Source organism: Pseudomonas moraviensis (assembly GCF_900105805.1).
Taxonomy (GTDB): domain Bacteria; phylum Pseudomonadota; class Gammaproteobacteria; order Pseudomonadales; family Pseudomonadaceae; genus Aquipseudomonas; species Aquipseudomonas moraviensis_A.
In genome coordinates, this window is the sequence record NZ_LT629788.1 from 3509327 (window position 1) to 3521755 (window position 12429).

A 12429-nucleotide genomic window follows, 5' to 3' on the forward strand; every position below is an offset into this window, starting at 1 on the left:
TCAGGCCCGTCTTACTCAGCCTTTGGCGTTTCGCGCAGGCGAATGTGCAGCTCGCGCAATGCCTTCGCGTCGACCACGCCCGGAGCCTGCGTCATCACGTCGGCAGCACTCTGGGTTTTCGGGAAGGCGATCACTTCACGGATCGACTGGGCGCCGGTCATCAGCATCACCAGACGGTCCAGACCGAAGGCCAGACCACCGTGCGGCGGTGCACCGTACTTCAGCGCGTCGAGCAGGAAGCCGAATTTCTCTTCCTGTTCCGCTTCGTTGATGCCCAGCAGACGGAATACCGCTTGCTGCATTTCCTTGCGGTGGATACGGATCGAACCGCCGCCCAACTCGGTGCCGTTCAGCACCATGTCGTACGCACGGGACAGCGCGCCGGCCGGGTTGGCTTCGAGTTCCTGCGGGGTGCACTTCGGTGCGGTGAACGGGTGGTGCAGCGCGGAGAAGCTGCCGTCGTCGTTCTCTTCGAACATCGGGAAGTCGACGACCCACATTGGCGCCCACTCGCAGGTCAGCAGCTTGAGGTCGTGACCGAGCTTGATACGCAGCGCGCCCAGGGCTTCGCTGACGATCTTGGCCTTGTCGGCACCGAAGAACACGATGTCGCCGTCGACTGCGCCGACGCGATCGAGGATCACGTTGAGCTTGTCTTCAGGAATGTTCTTCACGATTGGCGATTGCAGACCTTCAACACCGGCTGCGCGCTCGTTGACCTTGATGTACGCCAGGCCCTTGGCACCGTAGATGCCGACAAACTTGGTGTAATCGTCAATCTGCTTGCGCGGCATGCTCGCCCCGCCTGGAACGCGCAGTGCGGCGATACGGCACTTCGGATCATTGGCCGGGCCGCTGAATACCTTGAAGTCGACTTCTTTGAGCTGGTCGGCAACGTCGACCAGTTCCAGCGGAATACGCAGGTCCGGCTTGTCCGAACCATAGCGGCGCATGGCCTCTTCGAAGGTCATGTGCGGGAATTCGCCGAATTCCAGATCCAGCACTTCCTTGAACAGGTTGCGGATCATCTGCTCGGTCAGGCCCATGATCTCTTTTTCATCGAGGAAGCTGGTCTCGATATCGATCTGGGTGAATTCCGGCTGACGGTCGGCACGCAGGTCTTCGTCACGGAAGCATTTGGCGATCTGGTAGTAACGGTCGAAGCCGGCCACCATCAGCAGCTGCTTGAACAGCTGCGGCGATTGCGGCAGGGCGAAGAACGAACCGGCGTGGGTGCGGCTCGGCACCAGATAGTCACGCGCACCTTCCGGGGTGGCACGGGTCAGGATCGGCGTTTCGACGTCGAGGAAGCCGTTCTCGTCGAGGAAGCGGCGGATGCTGGTGGTCATGCGCGAACGCAGACGCAGCTTCTCGGCCATTTCCGGACGACGCAGGTCGAGGAAGCGATAGCGCAGGCGGGTTTCTTCGCCAACGTCGGAGAACTCGTTGAGCGGGAACGGCGGGGTTTCCGACTCGTTCAGCACTTCCAGTTCATAACCCAGCACTTCGATCATGCCCGACGCCATGTTGGCGTTGGTCGCACCGGCCGGACGCAGACGCACCTTGCCGGTGATCTTCACGACGTATTCGCTGCGCACGCGATCGGCGGCGGCGAAGCTCTCGGCGCGATCCGGATCGAACACCACCTGGGCCAGACCGTCACGATCACGGATATCGAGGAAAATCACCCCGCCGTGGTCGCGGCGACGGTGGACCCATCCGCAAAGGGTAATTTCCTGGCCTTCCAGGCTTTCGTTCAGTTGGCCGCAATAGTGGCTGCGCATCATGGTGTCGTTCGCTTCTCGTAATTCGAAATTCGGTGGAGTAACCGTCGCTTCAAGCAATGCGGCCACTCACGCGTGTCGTTCGTTCAGGGTTTGAACCCTAGTCAGCTTTGTCGCCACCGGCCAGATTCTTCTTGGCTCCGGTCTTGAAATCGGTCTCGTACCAACCGTTGCCGCTGAGGCGAAAACCCGGCATGGACAGCTGCTTCTTCAGATCTGGCGCCTGGCAGGCAGGGCAGTCGACCAGCGGTGCGTCGCTGATCTTCTGAATGGCTTCCAACTGATGACCACAGGAAGCACATTGGTAATCGTACATTGGCATGAGGGTGTCTCGGCGATCGGATTGCTGCCGCGCGCAGGGCTTTGCGGCGAAAGCGCGGGATTATATCGATTAAATGCGCCCTGTGCAGCCGTAACACTGCACAGGCCGCAACCTCGTTGTACCTGCCGTTTCAGCGCGAAACGCCGGGTGCGAGATCCTTGATCCCGTTCATGACGCACACTACCCGAATCAGCGCACTGAAGTTCTTCACCCCGCCGTGCCGCAGATGCACCTCACGATCGACGTGGGATAACAATGTGCTGATCGTACAATGATTGTCCTCGGCCATGCCGCCGAGGATGTTCCAGTAGACCTGCTCGAGTCGCAGGCAGGTCGCGAAACCGTTGAGCCGGATTGATCGGGACAAGGGCCGGATCAGGTTCATGTCGAACTCGCTGACAAACGGATCGACCTTTATTACGTGCCGCGAAGCCGACATCCTGTCGCTTCGCCTGTCTCCTTCTACCATAGCGTTGACACTCCTTTGCCATGACTGCTGATTTATAAGGCAACATCCTGCGCCTTCATAAAAACCCAGTGACAAAGTTATCGCCATACGACTTGTTGACCAGCCTCGTAGGATAAGCCAACGACAATGGTAAGAGCCTGGACAGGGTGCGGACGGCTTGACGGCGCCCGCACCGGCCGACTTACTCCTCGAGCAGCGCGCGCAGCATCCAGGCGGTTTTCTCGTGCACCTGCATACGCTGGGTCAGCAGGTCGGCTGTCGGCTCGTCGCTGACCTTGTCCAGCAGCGGGAAAATACCCCGCGCGGTGCGGGTCACCGCTTCCTGGCCCTCGACCAATTGCTTGATCATGTCCTCGGCGCTCGGCACACCGACCTCTTCTTTAATAGAGGACAGCCGCGCGTAGGTCGCATAAGCACCCGGCGCCGGAAAGCCCAACGCACGAATACGCTCGGCGATCGAATCGACGGCCAGCGCCAGCTCGTTGTACTGCTCTTCGAACATCAGATGCAGCGTGCGGAACATCGGGCCAGTGACGTTCCAGTGGAAGTTATGGGTTTTCAGATACAGCACGTAGGTGTCCGACAGCAGTCGCGACAGACCTTCGACGATGGATTTGCGGTCTTCTTCACTGATACCGATATCAATTGCCATGCTTACCCCCTAACAGTGATTGAATTCATCCAGCAGGTTCAGCCCCACTTTAGCAAGGCAAGCGCTGGCTCGCAGCTATGAATCGGTGATCAGACTGCGACAAATCGACCGTTTCCGTGCCGCTGGCCGGGCTGATTTGAGTAGCCGCAGGCTTTGCTGTTAAATAGGGAGTGTGTCGCCACCCCCCATTTTCCGGGGTGTTGCGCATAGGCTGATCAGTGTACGTGTCCACCGCCTCTTATTTTGTCCTGAAGCGAACCGTGCGCCTTCAGCTCTTCCTTGTGAGCCGTCATAACGTGAGCCAATCAAAATGTTGAAAATCGTCCACCTGCTAATGGGCGCAGCAGCCTTGCTGCTGTCGTTCATACCCAGCCTGAAAGCCGAAGCCGTTCCTTACCTGCAACAGCCCGATGCACTTTACCTGGCCTTTTTCGGCCTGCTGAACCTGGTCATCGCTCCAGTAATTCCCTACTGGAACAAAGGCCCGCGCCAGCATCTGCAAAATCTGGTCAGCGCGCTGCTGGTGCTGACCGTCGTCCTGCAAACCCTGACCCTGATCGCACCGATGCCGGTCATCGCTGGCCAGCCGGCCGTGCTGTTCAGCCTGGCGATTGCGCTGGTTGCCGTGCTGCTGCACCTGGCCGTCAGCTTCTACAAATCGTCACCGGCCGCCGCGCCGACTACCTATGACATGAGCAATCGCGATACCGGCACCGTGAAGTGGTTCAACACTTCCAAGGGTTTCGGTTTTATCTCCCGGGACTCCGGCGATGATATTTTCGTGCACTTTCGCGCCATTCGTGGCGAAGGCCATCGCGTCCTGGTCGAAGGCCAGCGCGTCGAGTTCTCGGTGATGAACCGCGACAAAGGCCTGCAAGCCGAGGACGTGATCGCCGCCCTGCCGCGTCGCTGATCCAAAGCAAAAAAAACCGCGAGCAGCCTGACTGTTCGCGGTTTTTTTGTGCCTGCCGAATGGCTCAATAATGCGGCGGCGGTGCATCTTCTTCAAAAGCACCAAACTGCCCGACCATTTCCTCGTGACGCTTGATCAGCGCTTCCATCTGCAATTGCAGGCGCTCGATAACCCTCTGCTGGGCCACCAGCACATCGTTCAATGCCTGAATGGTGTCATCCTGAAAGGCCAGACGGCTTTCCAGGTCGGTAACGCGTTCTTCGAGGCTCATGACTCAGCCCTCCACAAAAGTGAATTCTTCAGTCAGTACCAGTCGCAAGCGCTCGCGAATGGCTGCCACCTGGTCCCCGTTGTACGGCTTGGCCGGATGCTTGCCCCAGACCGGCGCAGGCCAGGCGGCATCGTCGCGTTTTCGCACGATCACATGCATGTGCAATTGACTGACAACGTTCCCCAGGGTCGCCACGTTCAGCTTGTCGGCATCGAACGAATCCTTGAGCAATTCCGCAAGGGTGGTGGTTTCCCGCCAGAGTTGCTGCTGATCGGCGACATCCAACTGAAACAACTCGCTTATATCCTCGCGGCGAGGCACCAGGATGAACCACGGGTAATTACTGTCGTTGGACAGCAACAGCCGGCACAACGGAAAGTCGCCGATGACCAGGGTGTCCTGTTGAAGTCGTGAATCCAAAGCAAACACTGTACGTACTCCCGGCTGATCATATGACTCAGCTTAGCGGCCGGTTCCGAAAACCGGCGCGCCAAGCGACAGAGCGGCAGCATACCTGCGAATGCAGCGGGCTTCACGCTGCCTCCGGCGCTAAATCGCCAGGCGCTCCGACATGAGACATTTATCCCATCCGCGCACCAACACCGCCCCTGACATGAGCCTGAACGTGAAGAGACGCATGAAAATCCTTGATCTGCCGAGTCTCGAGTCAGTCCTCGCTCGATCGCTCCAGGCTTGATCGTGTTTTTTTTGCACCAAAACTGCACAACGGGTCTACGCTCACTGGGTCAGGCATCCGCCAAATACTCACGGCGGGGTGAACCGGTAACGTTTTTGGTTGTCCTGCGCATCTTTGGTGCGTTGCAACACGATTGGGAGAATCTCGTCAAGCCCGCGACAAAACAGGCCCGAGGCCCCGTTTTCACAAGGTTTTCACATATGCGGGCGGCACACGAAAAAATAACCGCACCGATTTTGCGGTTTGTGCACGCTTGTTGCATTCGTAACCGTATGGACTAAAAGCGCACCACTGGAAGTGGTCGGCTGAAGCCAATAAAAACAGTGGCAGGGTTGCCCGATGGAGATTCAAGTGTTTTGCCAGGGACTCTTTTTATCGATGCAAAAAGGCCCGGATACAGCGATTGAAGTTGTCAGTCAGGCTGCATTGGTACTGTGAATTTGCGACATCCAGCGCTCCTTTCGCGACAACGCCGTAAAGAAGCTGAAAGGTTGGTTTCGCAAGTATCGCCAACATTGTCGGCGTGATATAAGTTTGCGCCGACACAAAAAGAAAGAGCCGCCCAGATAATAAAACAGGTGGGACGGCAGTACTCTTCTAAAACCAAAGGAGCAAATCACGATGCGCGTGATGAAGTGGAGCATGATCGCACTGGCCGTTGCAGCAGCAGCCAGTTCGCAGTTGGCTACGGCCGCCCCGTTTGTCAGTGACCAGGCTGAAGCCAAAGGTTTCGTTGAAGACGCGAAACTCACCGAGACGTTGAAGAACTACTACTTCAACCGCGACAACAAGAACGGTGGCCGCGACCAGAAAGACTGGACCCAGGGCTTCCTCGGCAACTTCACCTCCGGTTATACCCAGGGCACCGTGGGTGTAGGTATTGATGCATACGGTTATCTGGCCTTGAAACTGGATGGCGGTGACGGTACTTCCGGTACTGGCAACATGAGCCGTAGCGATACCGTGAAGGCCAACGGCTATGGCCGCGACGTCAATGACAGTCAGGGCAAGGCAGGCGCTTCCATCAAGTTCCGCGTCTCCAAGACCGAACTGAAATTCGGCGACATGCAGCCAAGCACTTCTCCGGTGTTCGCTGTCGGCGGTTCCCGCATCCTTCCGCAAACTGCCACTGGCTTCCAGTTGCAGAGCAGCGAAGTGAAAGACCTTGACCTCGAAGCCGGTCACTTCTACTCCGGCTCCAGCCAGGACAAGAACGCCCGCGATGGTGGCCTCTACGCTACCTACGCTGGTGTTGAAGCGAACAACATCGACTACTTCGGCGGCAAATACTCGATCACTGACAACCTCAGTGCATCGCTGTACGGCGCAAAACTGGAAGACATCTGGAACCAGTACTACGCCAACGTGAACCTCACCACTCCGTTCGGTGGTGACACTTCGCTGAACACCGACTTCAACATCTACCGCACCACCGACACCGGTAGTGCCGAAGCGGGTGACATCAGCAACACCACGTTCTCCCTGGCAACCGCTTTGTCGTTCCTCAAAGCGCACACCTTTACCCTCGCCTTCCAGAAGGTCAACGGCGACACCCCGTTCGACTACATCGGCGTGGGCAAGAACAACCGTGGTGGCGACTCGATCTTCCTCGCCAACTCCATCCAGTACTCTGACTTCAACGGCGCAGGCGAGAAATCCGTCCAGGCCCGTTACGACCTGAAAATGGCCGAGTACGGCGTTCCTGGCCTGAGCTTCATGGTTCGTTACGTCAAAGGTTGGGATATCGACGGTACCAACACTCCAGCGGGCAGCGCTTACGCCGGTCTGTATGGTGATGATGGCAAACACCACGAAACCAACTTTGAAGCCAAGTACGTTGTTCAAAGCGGCCCGGCCAAAGATCTTTCCTTCCGCATTCGTCAAGCCTGGCACGTTGCCAACGCTGACGAAGGTGAAGGCGATGTCAAAGAGTTCCGCCTGATCACCGAGTACCCGCTGAACATCTTGTAATCGTCAGTGGTTAGTTTCAAAGCATAAAAAAAGGCCCATCTTCCGATGGGCCTTTTTTATTTGCCTGGCACTGATTAAGAGTCTGGCTACGAGAGCAATTACTTAGCTAGCAACCTATCATTGTGTCGCCGACTCCTGAACAACGCGTATAACTCGCTGCGGAAATGGAATATCAATACCGGCAGCCTTCAAACGATCACGCGCCTGTTCATTAAACATGAACATCACATCCCAATAGTCTGCAGTTTTAACCCATACGCGCAGGGACACCGTGATCGAACTGTCGCCCAGTGTCGAAATTACCGCCTGTGGCTCTGGATCCTGCATGACGCGCGCATCCTTGGCCAGATCCAGCAGCACCTGACGGGCCTTTTGCAGATCCGCTTCGTAATCCACGCCCACGTCGAACACGACTTTGCGGGTTGGCTGGCGGTTGGTGTTGGTGATGATGCCGTTCGACAGATTGCCGTTGGGCACGATGATGGTCTTGTTGTCGCCGGTGCGCAGCACGGTATGGAAGATCTGGATGCTGTCGACGGTACCCGCCACGCCTTGGGCTTCGATCCAGTCACCGATGCGGAACGGGCGGAACAGCAGAATCAGCACGCCGCCAGCGAAGTTTGCCAGGCTGCCCTGCAGGGCCAGGCCGATCGCCAGACCGGCAGCACCAATAGCCGCGACGAACGAGGTGGTTTCGACGCCAATCATCGACGCGACGCTGACAATCAGCAGCACCTTGAGAATGATGTTGGCCAGGCTGCTGATAAAGCCTTGCAGCGCCAGGTCGGCATTGCGCAGGGCCAGCAGACCGCCGAGTTTTTGCGTGACCTTGTTGATCAGCCACCAGCCGATGGCCAGGGTAATCACTGCCAGCAGCACGCGACTGCCGTATTCCATGATCATCGGGATCCACGCCTGGGACGCCTTGACCAGGTGGTCCACTTCAGCATTCAAATCCATGTTCTATCTCCTGATTTCCGGCTTCCCGGGGTGTATTAAAAACAACTGTGGGAGCGAGCCTGCTCGCGAAAGCGGTGTGTCAGTCAACTCATCGCTGAATGAAACACCGCATTCGCGAGCAGGCTCGCTCCCACACAGCATTCAGACCAGGCTTAGTCGCGGAAGTTGTTGAACTGCAGCGGCATGCCGAATTCCTTGGCACGCAGGGCCGCGATGGCTTCCTGGAGGTCGTCGCGCTTCTTGCCGGTGACACGCACCTGCTCGCCCTGAATGGCGGCCTGCACTTTCAGTTTGGCCTCTTTGATGTGGCCGACGATTTTCTTCGCAAGTTCTTTGTCGATGCCTTCCTTGAGGATGGCGTCCTGCTTCATCAGTTTGCCGGAAGCGTAAGCCTCCTTGACCTCGAGGCACTGCACGTCGATCTTGCGCTTGGTCAGCGCCAGCTTGAGGATTTCGATCATCGCTTCGAGCTGGAAAGCGGCTTCGGCGGTGAGGCTGACGGTCAGGTCTTTTTCCTTGAACTCGAAGCTGCCTTTGCCTTTCAGGTCATAACGACGATCGAGTTCCTTCACGGCGTTCTCGACCGCGTTGGTAAGTTCGTGTTTGTCCAGTTCGGATACCACGTCGAACGACGGCATGTAATCTCTCCAATAAAAAGGCGCGCTCGATGTGGATGGAGCGCGCTTGGCTTGCGGTTAAAATCGGGCTCATTATAACGGGTCTTTTCCTACCGATACGGCGAGCCGCACATGCCTGCAAGCAATCGAGCAAAAAACTGATGTCGACCATCTGGCATGTCTTGGGCGCCGGCAGTCTCGGCACACTCTGGGCGACACGGCTGGCCCGCGCCGGATTGGCCGTGCGACTGATCCTGCGCGACCCGTCACGCTTGCGCAGCTATGCAGCTGGTGGCGGATTAACCCTGGTAGAAAACGGACAAGCTCATACCTATGCAGTTCCCGGCGAAACCCCGGACAGCCCCGAGCCGATTCGCCGTCTGCTGGTCGCGTGCAAGGCCTATGACGCCGAAGAGGCCGTCGCCCGCCTCGCTTCACGCCTCGCTCCGGATGCCGAATTGATCCTCCTGCAAAACGGTTTGGGCAGTCAGGACGCCGTTGCCGCGCGGGTGCCGCAAGCGCGCTGCATCAGCGCATCCAGCACCGAGGGCGCGTTTCGCGATGGCGATTGGCGGGTGGTGTTCGCCGGCCACGGTTTCAACTGGCTGGGCGATATCGGCAATCCGCTGGCACCGGTCTGGCTCGACGATCTGCAAGCGGCAAATATTCCCCATGAATGGAGCGCCGACATCCTCACTCGGCTGTGGCGCAAACTGGCGCTGAACTGCGCGATCAACCCGCTGACCGTGCTCCACGACTGCCGTAACGGCGGCCTGACAGCGCATCACTGCGAGGTCGCTACGCTCTGCGCCGAACTGACTGAACTGCTCGAACGCTGTGGTCAGCCGACAGCGGCAGACAATCTGCAAGCGGAGGTCGAACGGGTGATCCACGCCACCGCCGCCAATTACTCTTCGATGTATCAGGACGTCGCCAACCAGCGCCGCACCGAAATCAGCTATCTATTGGGCCACGCCTGCAAAGTCGCTGAGCGCCATCAGTTGAACCTGCCGCACCTGCACCAGTTGCAGCAACGTCTGGTCGCTCATCTGCGCAACCGTGGATTGCCCAGCGACTGAGCAGCCGCTAGGCTGACGGCTTGTTCCCCTGCTGCGATAAACCCGATGCCATTGCGCCAGCGCCTCGAAAACCTGCCGGTCGGCCAGAAACTGCTGGCCGCCCTGCTGGTGTTGTTGACCACGGTTCTGCTGGTCGCCAACCTGACTTTTATCAGCGCCGCCTACTACATTTCCCAGGAAAGCATGGCGCCACAGGCCCTGCAGACCATCGGCCGGCTGATCGCCAATCCGAGTCTGGTCAGCGACGCGCTGGAATCGCCGCGCAGCGCCGAGCGCCTGCTCAAGGAACTCGACAGTTATTCACCGTTGCGCGCCGCTGCCCTGTACGACGGCAAGGGTGAACGTCTGGCGCAGGTGCAGCGCGGTGAAAAGCTCAGCCTGCCCGAGCGCTATCGCCATGTCGAAGCCTGGCAACTCACCGAATTTCGCAGCAATCAACTGATCACCCTGCCCCGCCCCGGTGCCGCGCCGGGGCATCTGTTGCTGGTCGCCAGCAGCGAACTGCCGATGGCGTTCTACACCGGCACCCTGACCGCCAGCCTCGGCATCCTGATCTTCAGCGTCTTGTTGTGGCTGGTGATTGCCCGGCAGATCAAACGTCTGATCACCCGCCCCATTCATCAGCTCGAGGAGCTGTCCCGCCAGGTCACCCGCGAAGAGAACTACGCGCTGCGCGCTGCACGGGGCAATCACGATGAAATCGGCAGTCTGGCCGAGGCGTTCAACACCATGCTCTCGCGCATCGAAGCCCGCGAGCAGCAGCTCAAACGCGCCCGTGATGACTCGCAAGCCGCCTACGATCAGGCGCAGGGGCTGGCCGAGGAAACCCGCCACACCAATCGCAAACTGGAGCTGGAAGTCCAGGTGCGCAGCAAGATCGAGAAGAAACTCACCGGCTTCCAGAATTACCTCAACAGCATTATCGACTCGATGCCTTCAGCGCTGATCGCCCTCGACGAGCAGCTTTACGTCACCCAGTGGAACCAGGAGGCCAGCGCGCTCTCCGGCACGCGCCTGGACGAGGCACTGAACCAGCCGATCTTCCTCGCCTTCGAACCGCTCAAGCCGTTTCTGCCGCAGCTCAAGGCTACCGTCGAGCAGCACACCGTGGCGAAAGTCGATCGGGTGACCTGGTTCAAGGACGATGAACCGAAACATTACGCGCTGACGTTTTATCCGCTGATGGGCGGTGCCGGGCGTGGCGTGGTGATCCGTATCGACGACATCACCCAGCGCCTGTCGCTGGAAGAAATGATGGTGCAGTCGGAGAAGATGCTCTCGGTCGGTGGCCTTGCGGCTGGCATGGCCCATGAAATCAACAACCCGCTCGGCGCGATCCTGCACAACGTGCAGAACATCCGTCGGCGGCTGTCGGCGGATCTGCCGAAGAACATCGAAACCGCCGAACAACTGGGCATCGAACTGGATGCCGTCAACCGGTACCTGCAGGGCCGCGAAGTCCCGCAATTGCTCGATGGCATTCAACAGGCGGGCGCCCGCGCGGCGAAGATCGTCACGCACATGCTCAGCTTCAGCCGTCGCAGCACCCGGCAGATGGCGCCGTGCGATCTGCCGGCGCTGATCGATCAGGCGGTGGAAATCGCCGGCAACGACTTCGATCTGGCGATTGGTTTCGACTTCAAGGGTCAAGCGATCATCCGCCAGTTCGATCCGGCATTGGGGCCGGTGCCGGGCACCGCCAACGAGCTGGAACAGGTGCTGCTCAATCTGCTGAAAAACGCCGCCCAGGCGATTCATCAGCGCGAAGACGACAGCGAACCGGGACGGATCATTTTGCGCACCAGACTCAATCCGCCGTGGGCCGAGATTCAGGTCGAGGACAACGGCATCGGCATGAGCGAGAACGTGCGCAAGCGTACCTTCGAGCCGTTCTTTACCACCAAGGAAATCGGCCAGGGCACCGGCCTTGGCTTGTCGGTGTCGTACTTCATCATCACCAACAACCACAAAGGCCAGATGGAAGTGCAGTCGGCGCCCGGCCAGGGCACTTGCTTCACCCTGCGTCTGCCGCTGGTACAACCGGCGCCGTTGACCGCCGAAACCAATTCACTACCGAGGTAACCCATGGGCTTTCGCTTGTCGAAGATCTACACCCGCACCGGCGACAAAGGCGAGACCGGCCTCGGTGACGGCCGTCGCGTCCCCAAGGATCACCCGCGCATCGAGGCGATTGGCGAGGTCGATACGCTGAACAGTCAGGTCGGCGTGCTGCTGGCGGGTCTGCTCGCCGAGCGTGAAGTGCATCCGGGGCTCAACGAGATCATTGAGGTGTTGGCGCCGTGTCAGCACCGCTTGTTTGACCTTGGCGGCGAACTGGCGATGCCGGCGTATCAGGCGCTGAACGAGGCTGAAATCCAGCGGCTGGAAGCGGCGATCGATGTCTGGAATGAAGAGCTGGGGCCGCTGGAAAACTTCATCCTGCCCGGCGGCTCGATGTTGATTGCGCAAGCGCATGTCTGCCGCAGTCTGGCCCGCAGCGCCGAGCGCCGGTGTCAGCATTTGAACGCGATCGAACCGTTGGCCGGGGTTGGCCTGGCGTATATCAATCGGCTGTCGGATTTGTTGTTTGTCGCGGCGCGATTGATTGCGCGGCGGCAGGGAGTGGCGGAGATTTTGTGGCAGCCGGCGGCAAAACCTGAAGATTTGTAGTGTTTGAAAATAAGCTATCGCGAG

General features: G+C 58.8%; 13 protein-coding genes. 5 read left to right on the forward strand and 8 right to left on the reverse strand.

The window, feature by feature from the left end; genetic code table 11:
• Positions 1–11: 11 nt before the first annotated feature.
• The 4 genes from aspS to BLU71_RS15665 all read right to left on the reverse strand — a co-directional run bounded on the left by aspS (position 12) and on the right by BLU71_RS15665 (position 3227).
• Positions 12–1787 carry an aspartate--tRNA ligase gene (aspS, locus tag BLU71_RS15650; protein WP_064365013.1) on the reverse strand — a complete coding sequence of 592 codons (1776 nt, stop codon included), beginning with the start codon at positions 1785–1787 and terminating at the stop codon, positions 12–14.
• 97 nt (positions 1788–1884) lie between these two features.
• Positions 1885–2106: an FmdB family zinc ribbon protein gene (locus BLU71_RS15655; protein WP_042607290.1), complete on the reverse strand. Its 222-nt coding sequence runs from the start codon at positions 2104–2106 to the stop codon at positions 1885–1887.
• A gap of 130 nt (positions 2107–2236) precedes the next feature.
• A complete protein-coding gene (locus BLU71_RS15660; RefSeq protein ID WP_042607291.1) occupies positions 2237–2575 on the reverse strand; it encodes a ribbon-helix-helix domain-containing protein in 339 nt (112 codons plus the stop codon).
• Positions 2576–2756: 181 nt separating this feature from the next.
• The gene (locus tag BLU71_RS15665) at positions 2757–3227 is read right to left on the reverse strand and encodes a Dps family protein (RefSeq protein WP_016773497.1); all 471 of its coding nucleotides are present in this window, start codon (positions 3225–3227) and stop codon (positions 2757–2759) included.
• A gap of 310 nt (positions 3228–3537) precedes the next feature.
• On the opposite strand from BLU71_RS15665, the gene BLU71_RS27940 reads away from it, so the two are divergent.
• Positions 3538–4140, forward strand: coding sequence for a cold-shock protein (locus tag BLU71_RS27940; protein ID WP_042607292.1), 603 nt, complete (start codon positions 3538–3540; stop codon positions 4138–4140).
• Between the two features lie 64 nt (positions 4141–4204).
• On the opposite strand, the gene BLU71_RS15675 is transcribed toward BLU71_RS27940, so the two are convergent.
• Positions 4205–4411 carry a SlyX family protein gene (locus BLU71_RS15675; protein ID WP_016773495.1) on the reverse strand — a complete coding sequence of 69 codons (207 nt, stop codon included), beginning with the start codon at positions 4409–4411 and terminating at the stop codon, positions 4205–4207.
• A 3-nt stretch (positions 4412–4414) separates the two neighbouring features.
• Positions 4415–4840 carry an HIT family protein gene (locus tag BLU71_RS15680; RefSeq protein ID WP_065616723.1) on the reverse strand — a complete coding sequence of 142 codons (426 nt, stop codon included), beginning with the start codon at positions 4838–4840 and terminating at the stop codon, positions 4415–4417.
• Positions 4841–5729: 889 nt separating this feature from the next.
• On the opposite strand from BLU71_RS15680, the gene BLU71_RS15685 reads away from it, so the two are divergent.
• Entirely contained in the window at positions 5730–7079 is a 1350-nt protein-coding gene (locus BLU71_RS15685; protein ID WP_042607294.1) for an OprD family porin, read from the forward strand.
• A 117-nt stretch (positions 7080–7196) separates the two neighbouring features.
• Here the strand turns inward: BLU71_RS15685 and BLU71_RS15690 are convergent, their stop codons facing one another.
• Together BLU71_RS15690 and BLU71_RS15695 are read right to left on the reverse strand one after the other, a co-directional pair.
• Positions 7197–8039, reverse strand: coding sequence for a mechanosensitive ion channel family protein (locus BLU71_RS15690; RefSeq protein WP_042607295.1), 843 nt, complete (start codon positions 8037–8039; stop codon positions 7197–7199).
• Between the two features lie 152 nt (positions 8040–8191).
• The gene (locus BLU71_RS15695; RefSeq protein WP_042607296.1) at positions 8192–8677 is read right to left on the reverse strand and encodes a YajQ family cyclic di-GMP-binding protein; all 486 of its coding nucleotides are present in this window, start codon (positions 8675–8677) and stop codon (positions 8192–8194) included.
• 140 nt (positions 8678–8817) lie between these two features.
• Here BLU71_RS15695 and BLU71_RS15700 point away from each other — a divergent pair, with 140 nt between their 5' ends.
• Genes BLU71_RS15700 through BLU71_RS15710 form a run of 3 tightly spaced genes read left to right on the forward strand, consistent with a single transcriptional unit; the run spans position 8818 to position 12405 of the window.
• A complete protein-coding gene (locus BLU71_RS15700; RefSeq protein WP_083353444.1) occupies positions 8818–9735 on the forward strand; it encodes a putative 2-dehydropantoate 2-reductase in 918 nt (305 codons plus the stop codon).
• 45 nt (positions 9736–9780) lie between these two features.
• On the forward strand, positions 9781–11817 hold the full coding sequence (locus BLU71_RS15705; RefSeq protein ID WP_042607298.1) for a sensor histidine kinase: 2037 nt from the start codon (positions 9781–9783) through the stop codon (positions 11815–11817).
• Between the two features lie 3 nt (positions 11818–11820).
• A complete protein-coding gene (locus BLU71_RS15710) occupies positions 11821–12405 on the forward strand; it encodes a cob(I)yrinic acid a,c-diamide adenosyltransferase (RefSeq protein WP_064365019.1) in 585 nt (194 codons plus the stop codon).
• Positions 12406–12429 lie beyond the last annotated feature (24 nt).

Bases quoted from the DNA above. Each gene is read 5' to 3' on its own strand.
- aspS (WP_064365013.1), bottom strand. From the start codon at position 1,787: ATGATGCGCAGCCACTATTGCGGCCAACTGAACGAAAGCCTGGAAGGC.
- BLU71_RS15655 (WP_042607290.1), bottom strand. From the start codon at position 2,106: ATGCCAATGTACGATTACCAATGTGCTTCCTGTGGTCATCAGTTGGAA.
- BLU71_RS15660 (WP_042607291.1), bottom strand. From the start codon at position 2,575: ATGGTAGAAGGAGACAGGCGAAGCGACAGGATGTCGGCTTCGCGGCAC.
- BLU71_RS15665 (WP_016773497.1), bottom strand. From the start codon at position 3,227: ATGGCAATTGATATCGGTATCAGTGAAGAAGACCGCAAATCCATCGTC.
- BLU71_RS27940 (WP_042607292.1), top strand. From the start codon at position 3,538: ATGTTGAAAATCGTCCACCTGCTAATGGGCGCAGCAGCCTTGCTGCTG.
- BLU71_RS15675 (WP_016773495.1), bottom strand. From the start codon at position 4,411: ATGAGCCTCGAAGAACGCGTTACCGACCTGGAAAGCCGTCTGGCCTTT.
- BLU71_RS15685 (WP_042607294.1), top strand. From the start codon at position 5,730: ATGCGCGTGATGAAGTGGAGCATGATCGCACTGGCCGTTGCAGCAGCA.
- BLU71_RS15690 (WP_042607295.1), bottom strand. From the start codon at position 8,039: ATGGATTTGAATGCTGAAGTGGACCACCTGGTCAAGGCGTCCCAGGCG.
- BLU71_RS15695 (WP_042607296.1), bottom strand. From the start codon at position 8,677: ATGCCGTCGTTCGACGTGGTATCCGAACTGGACAAACACGAACTTACC.
- BLU71_RS15700 (WP_083353444.1), top strand. From the start codon at position 8,818: ATGTCGACCATCTGGCATGTCTTGGGCGCCGGCAGTCTCGGCACACTC.
- BLU71_RS15705 (WP_042607298.1), top strand. From the start codon at position 9,781: ATGCCATTGCGCCAGCGCCTCGAAAACCTGCCGGTCGGCCAGAAACTG.
- BLU71_RS15710 (WP_064365019.1), top strand. From the start codon at position 11,821: ATGGGCTTTCGCTTGTCGAAGATCTACACCCGCACCGGCGACAAAGGC.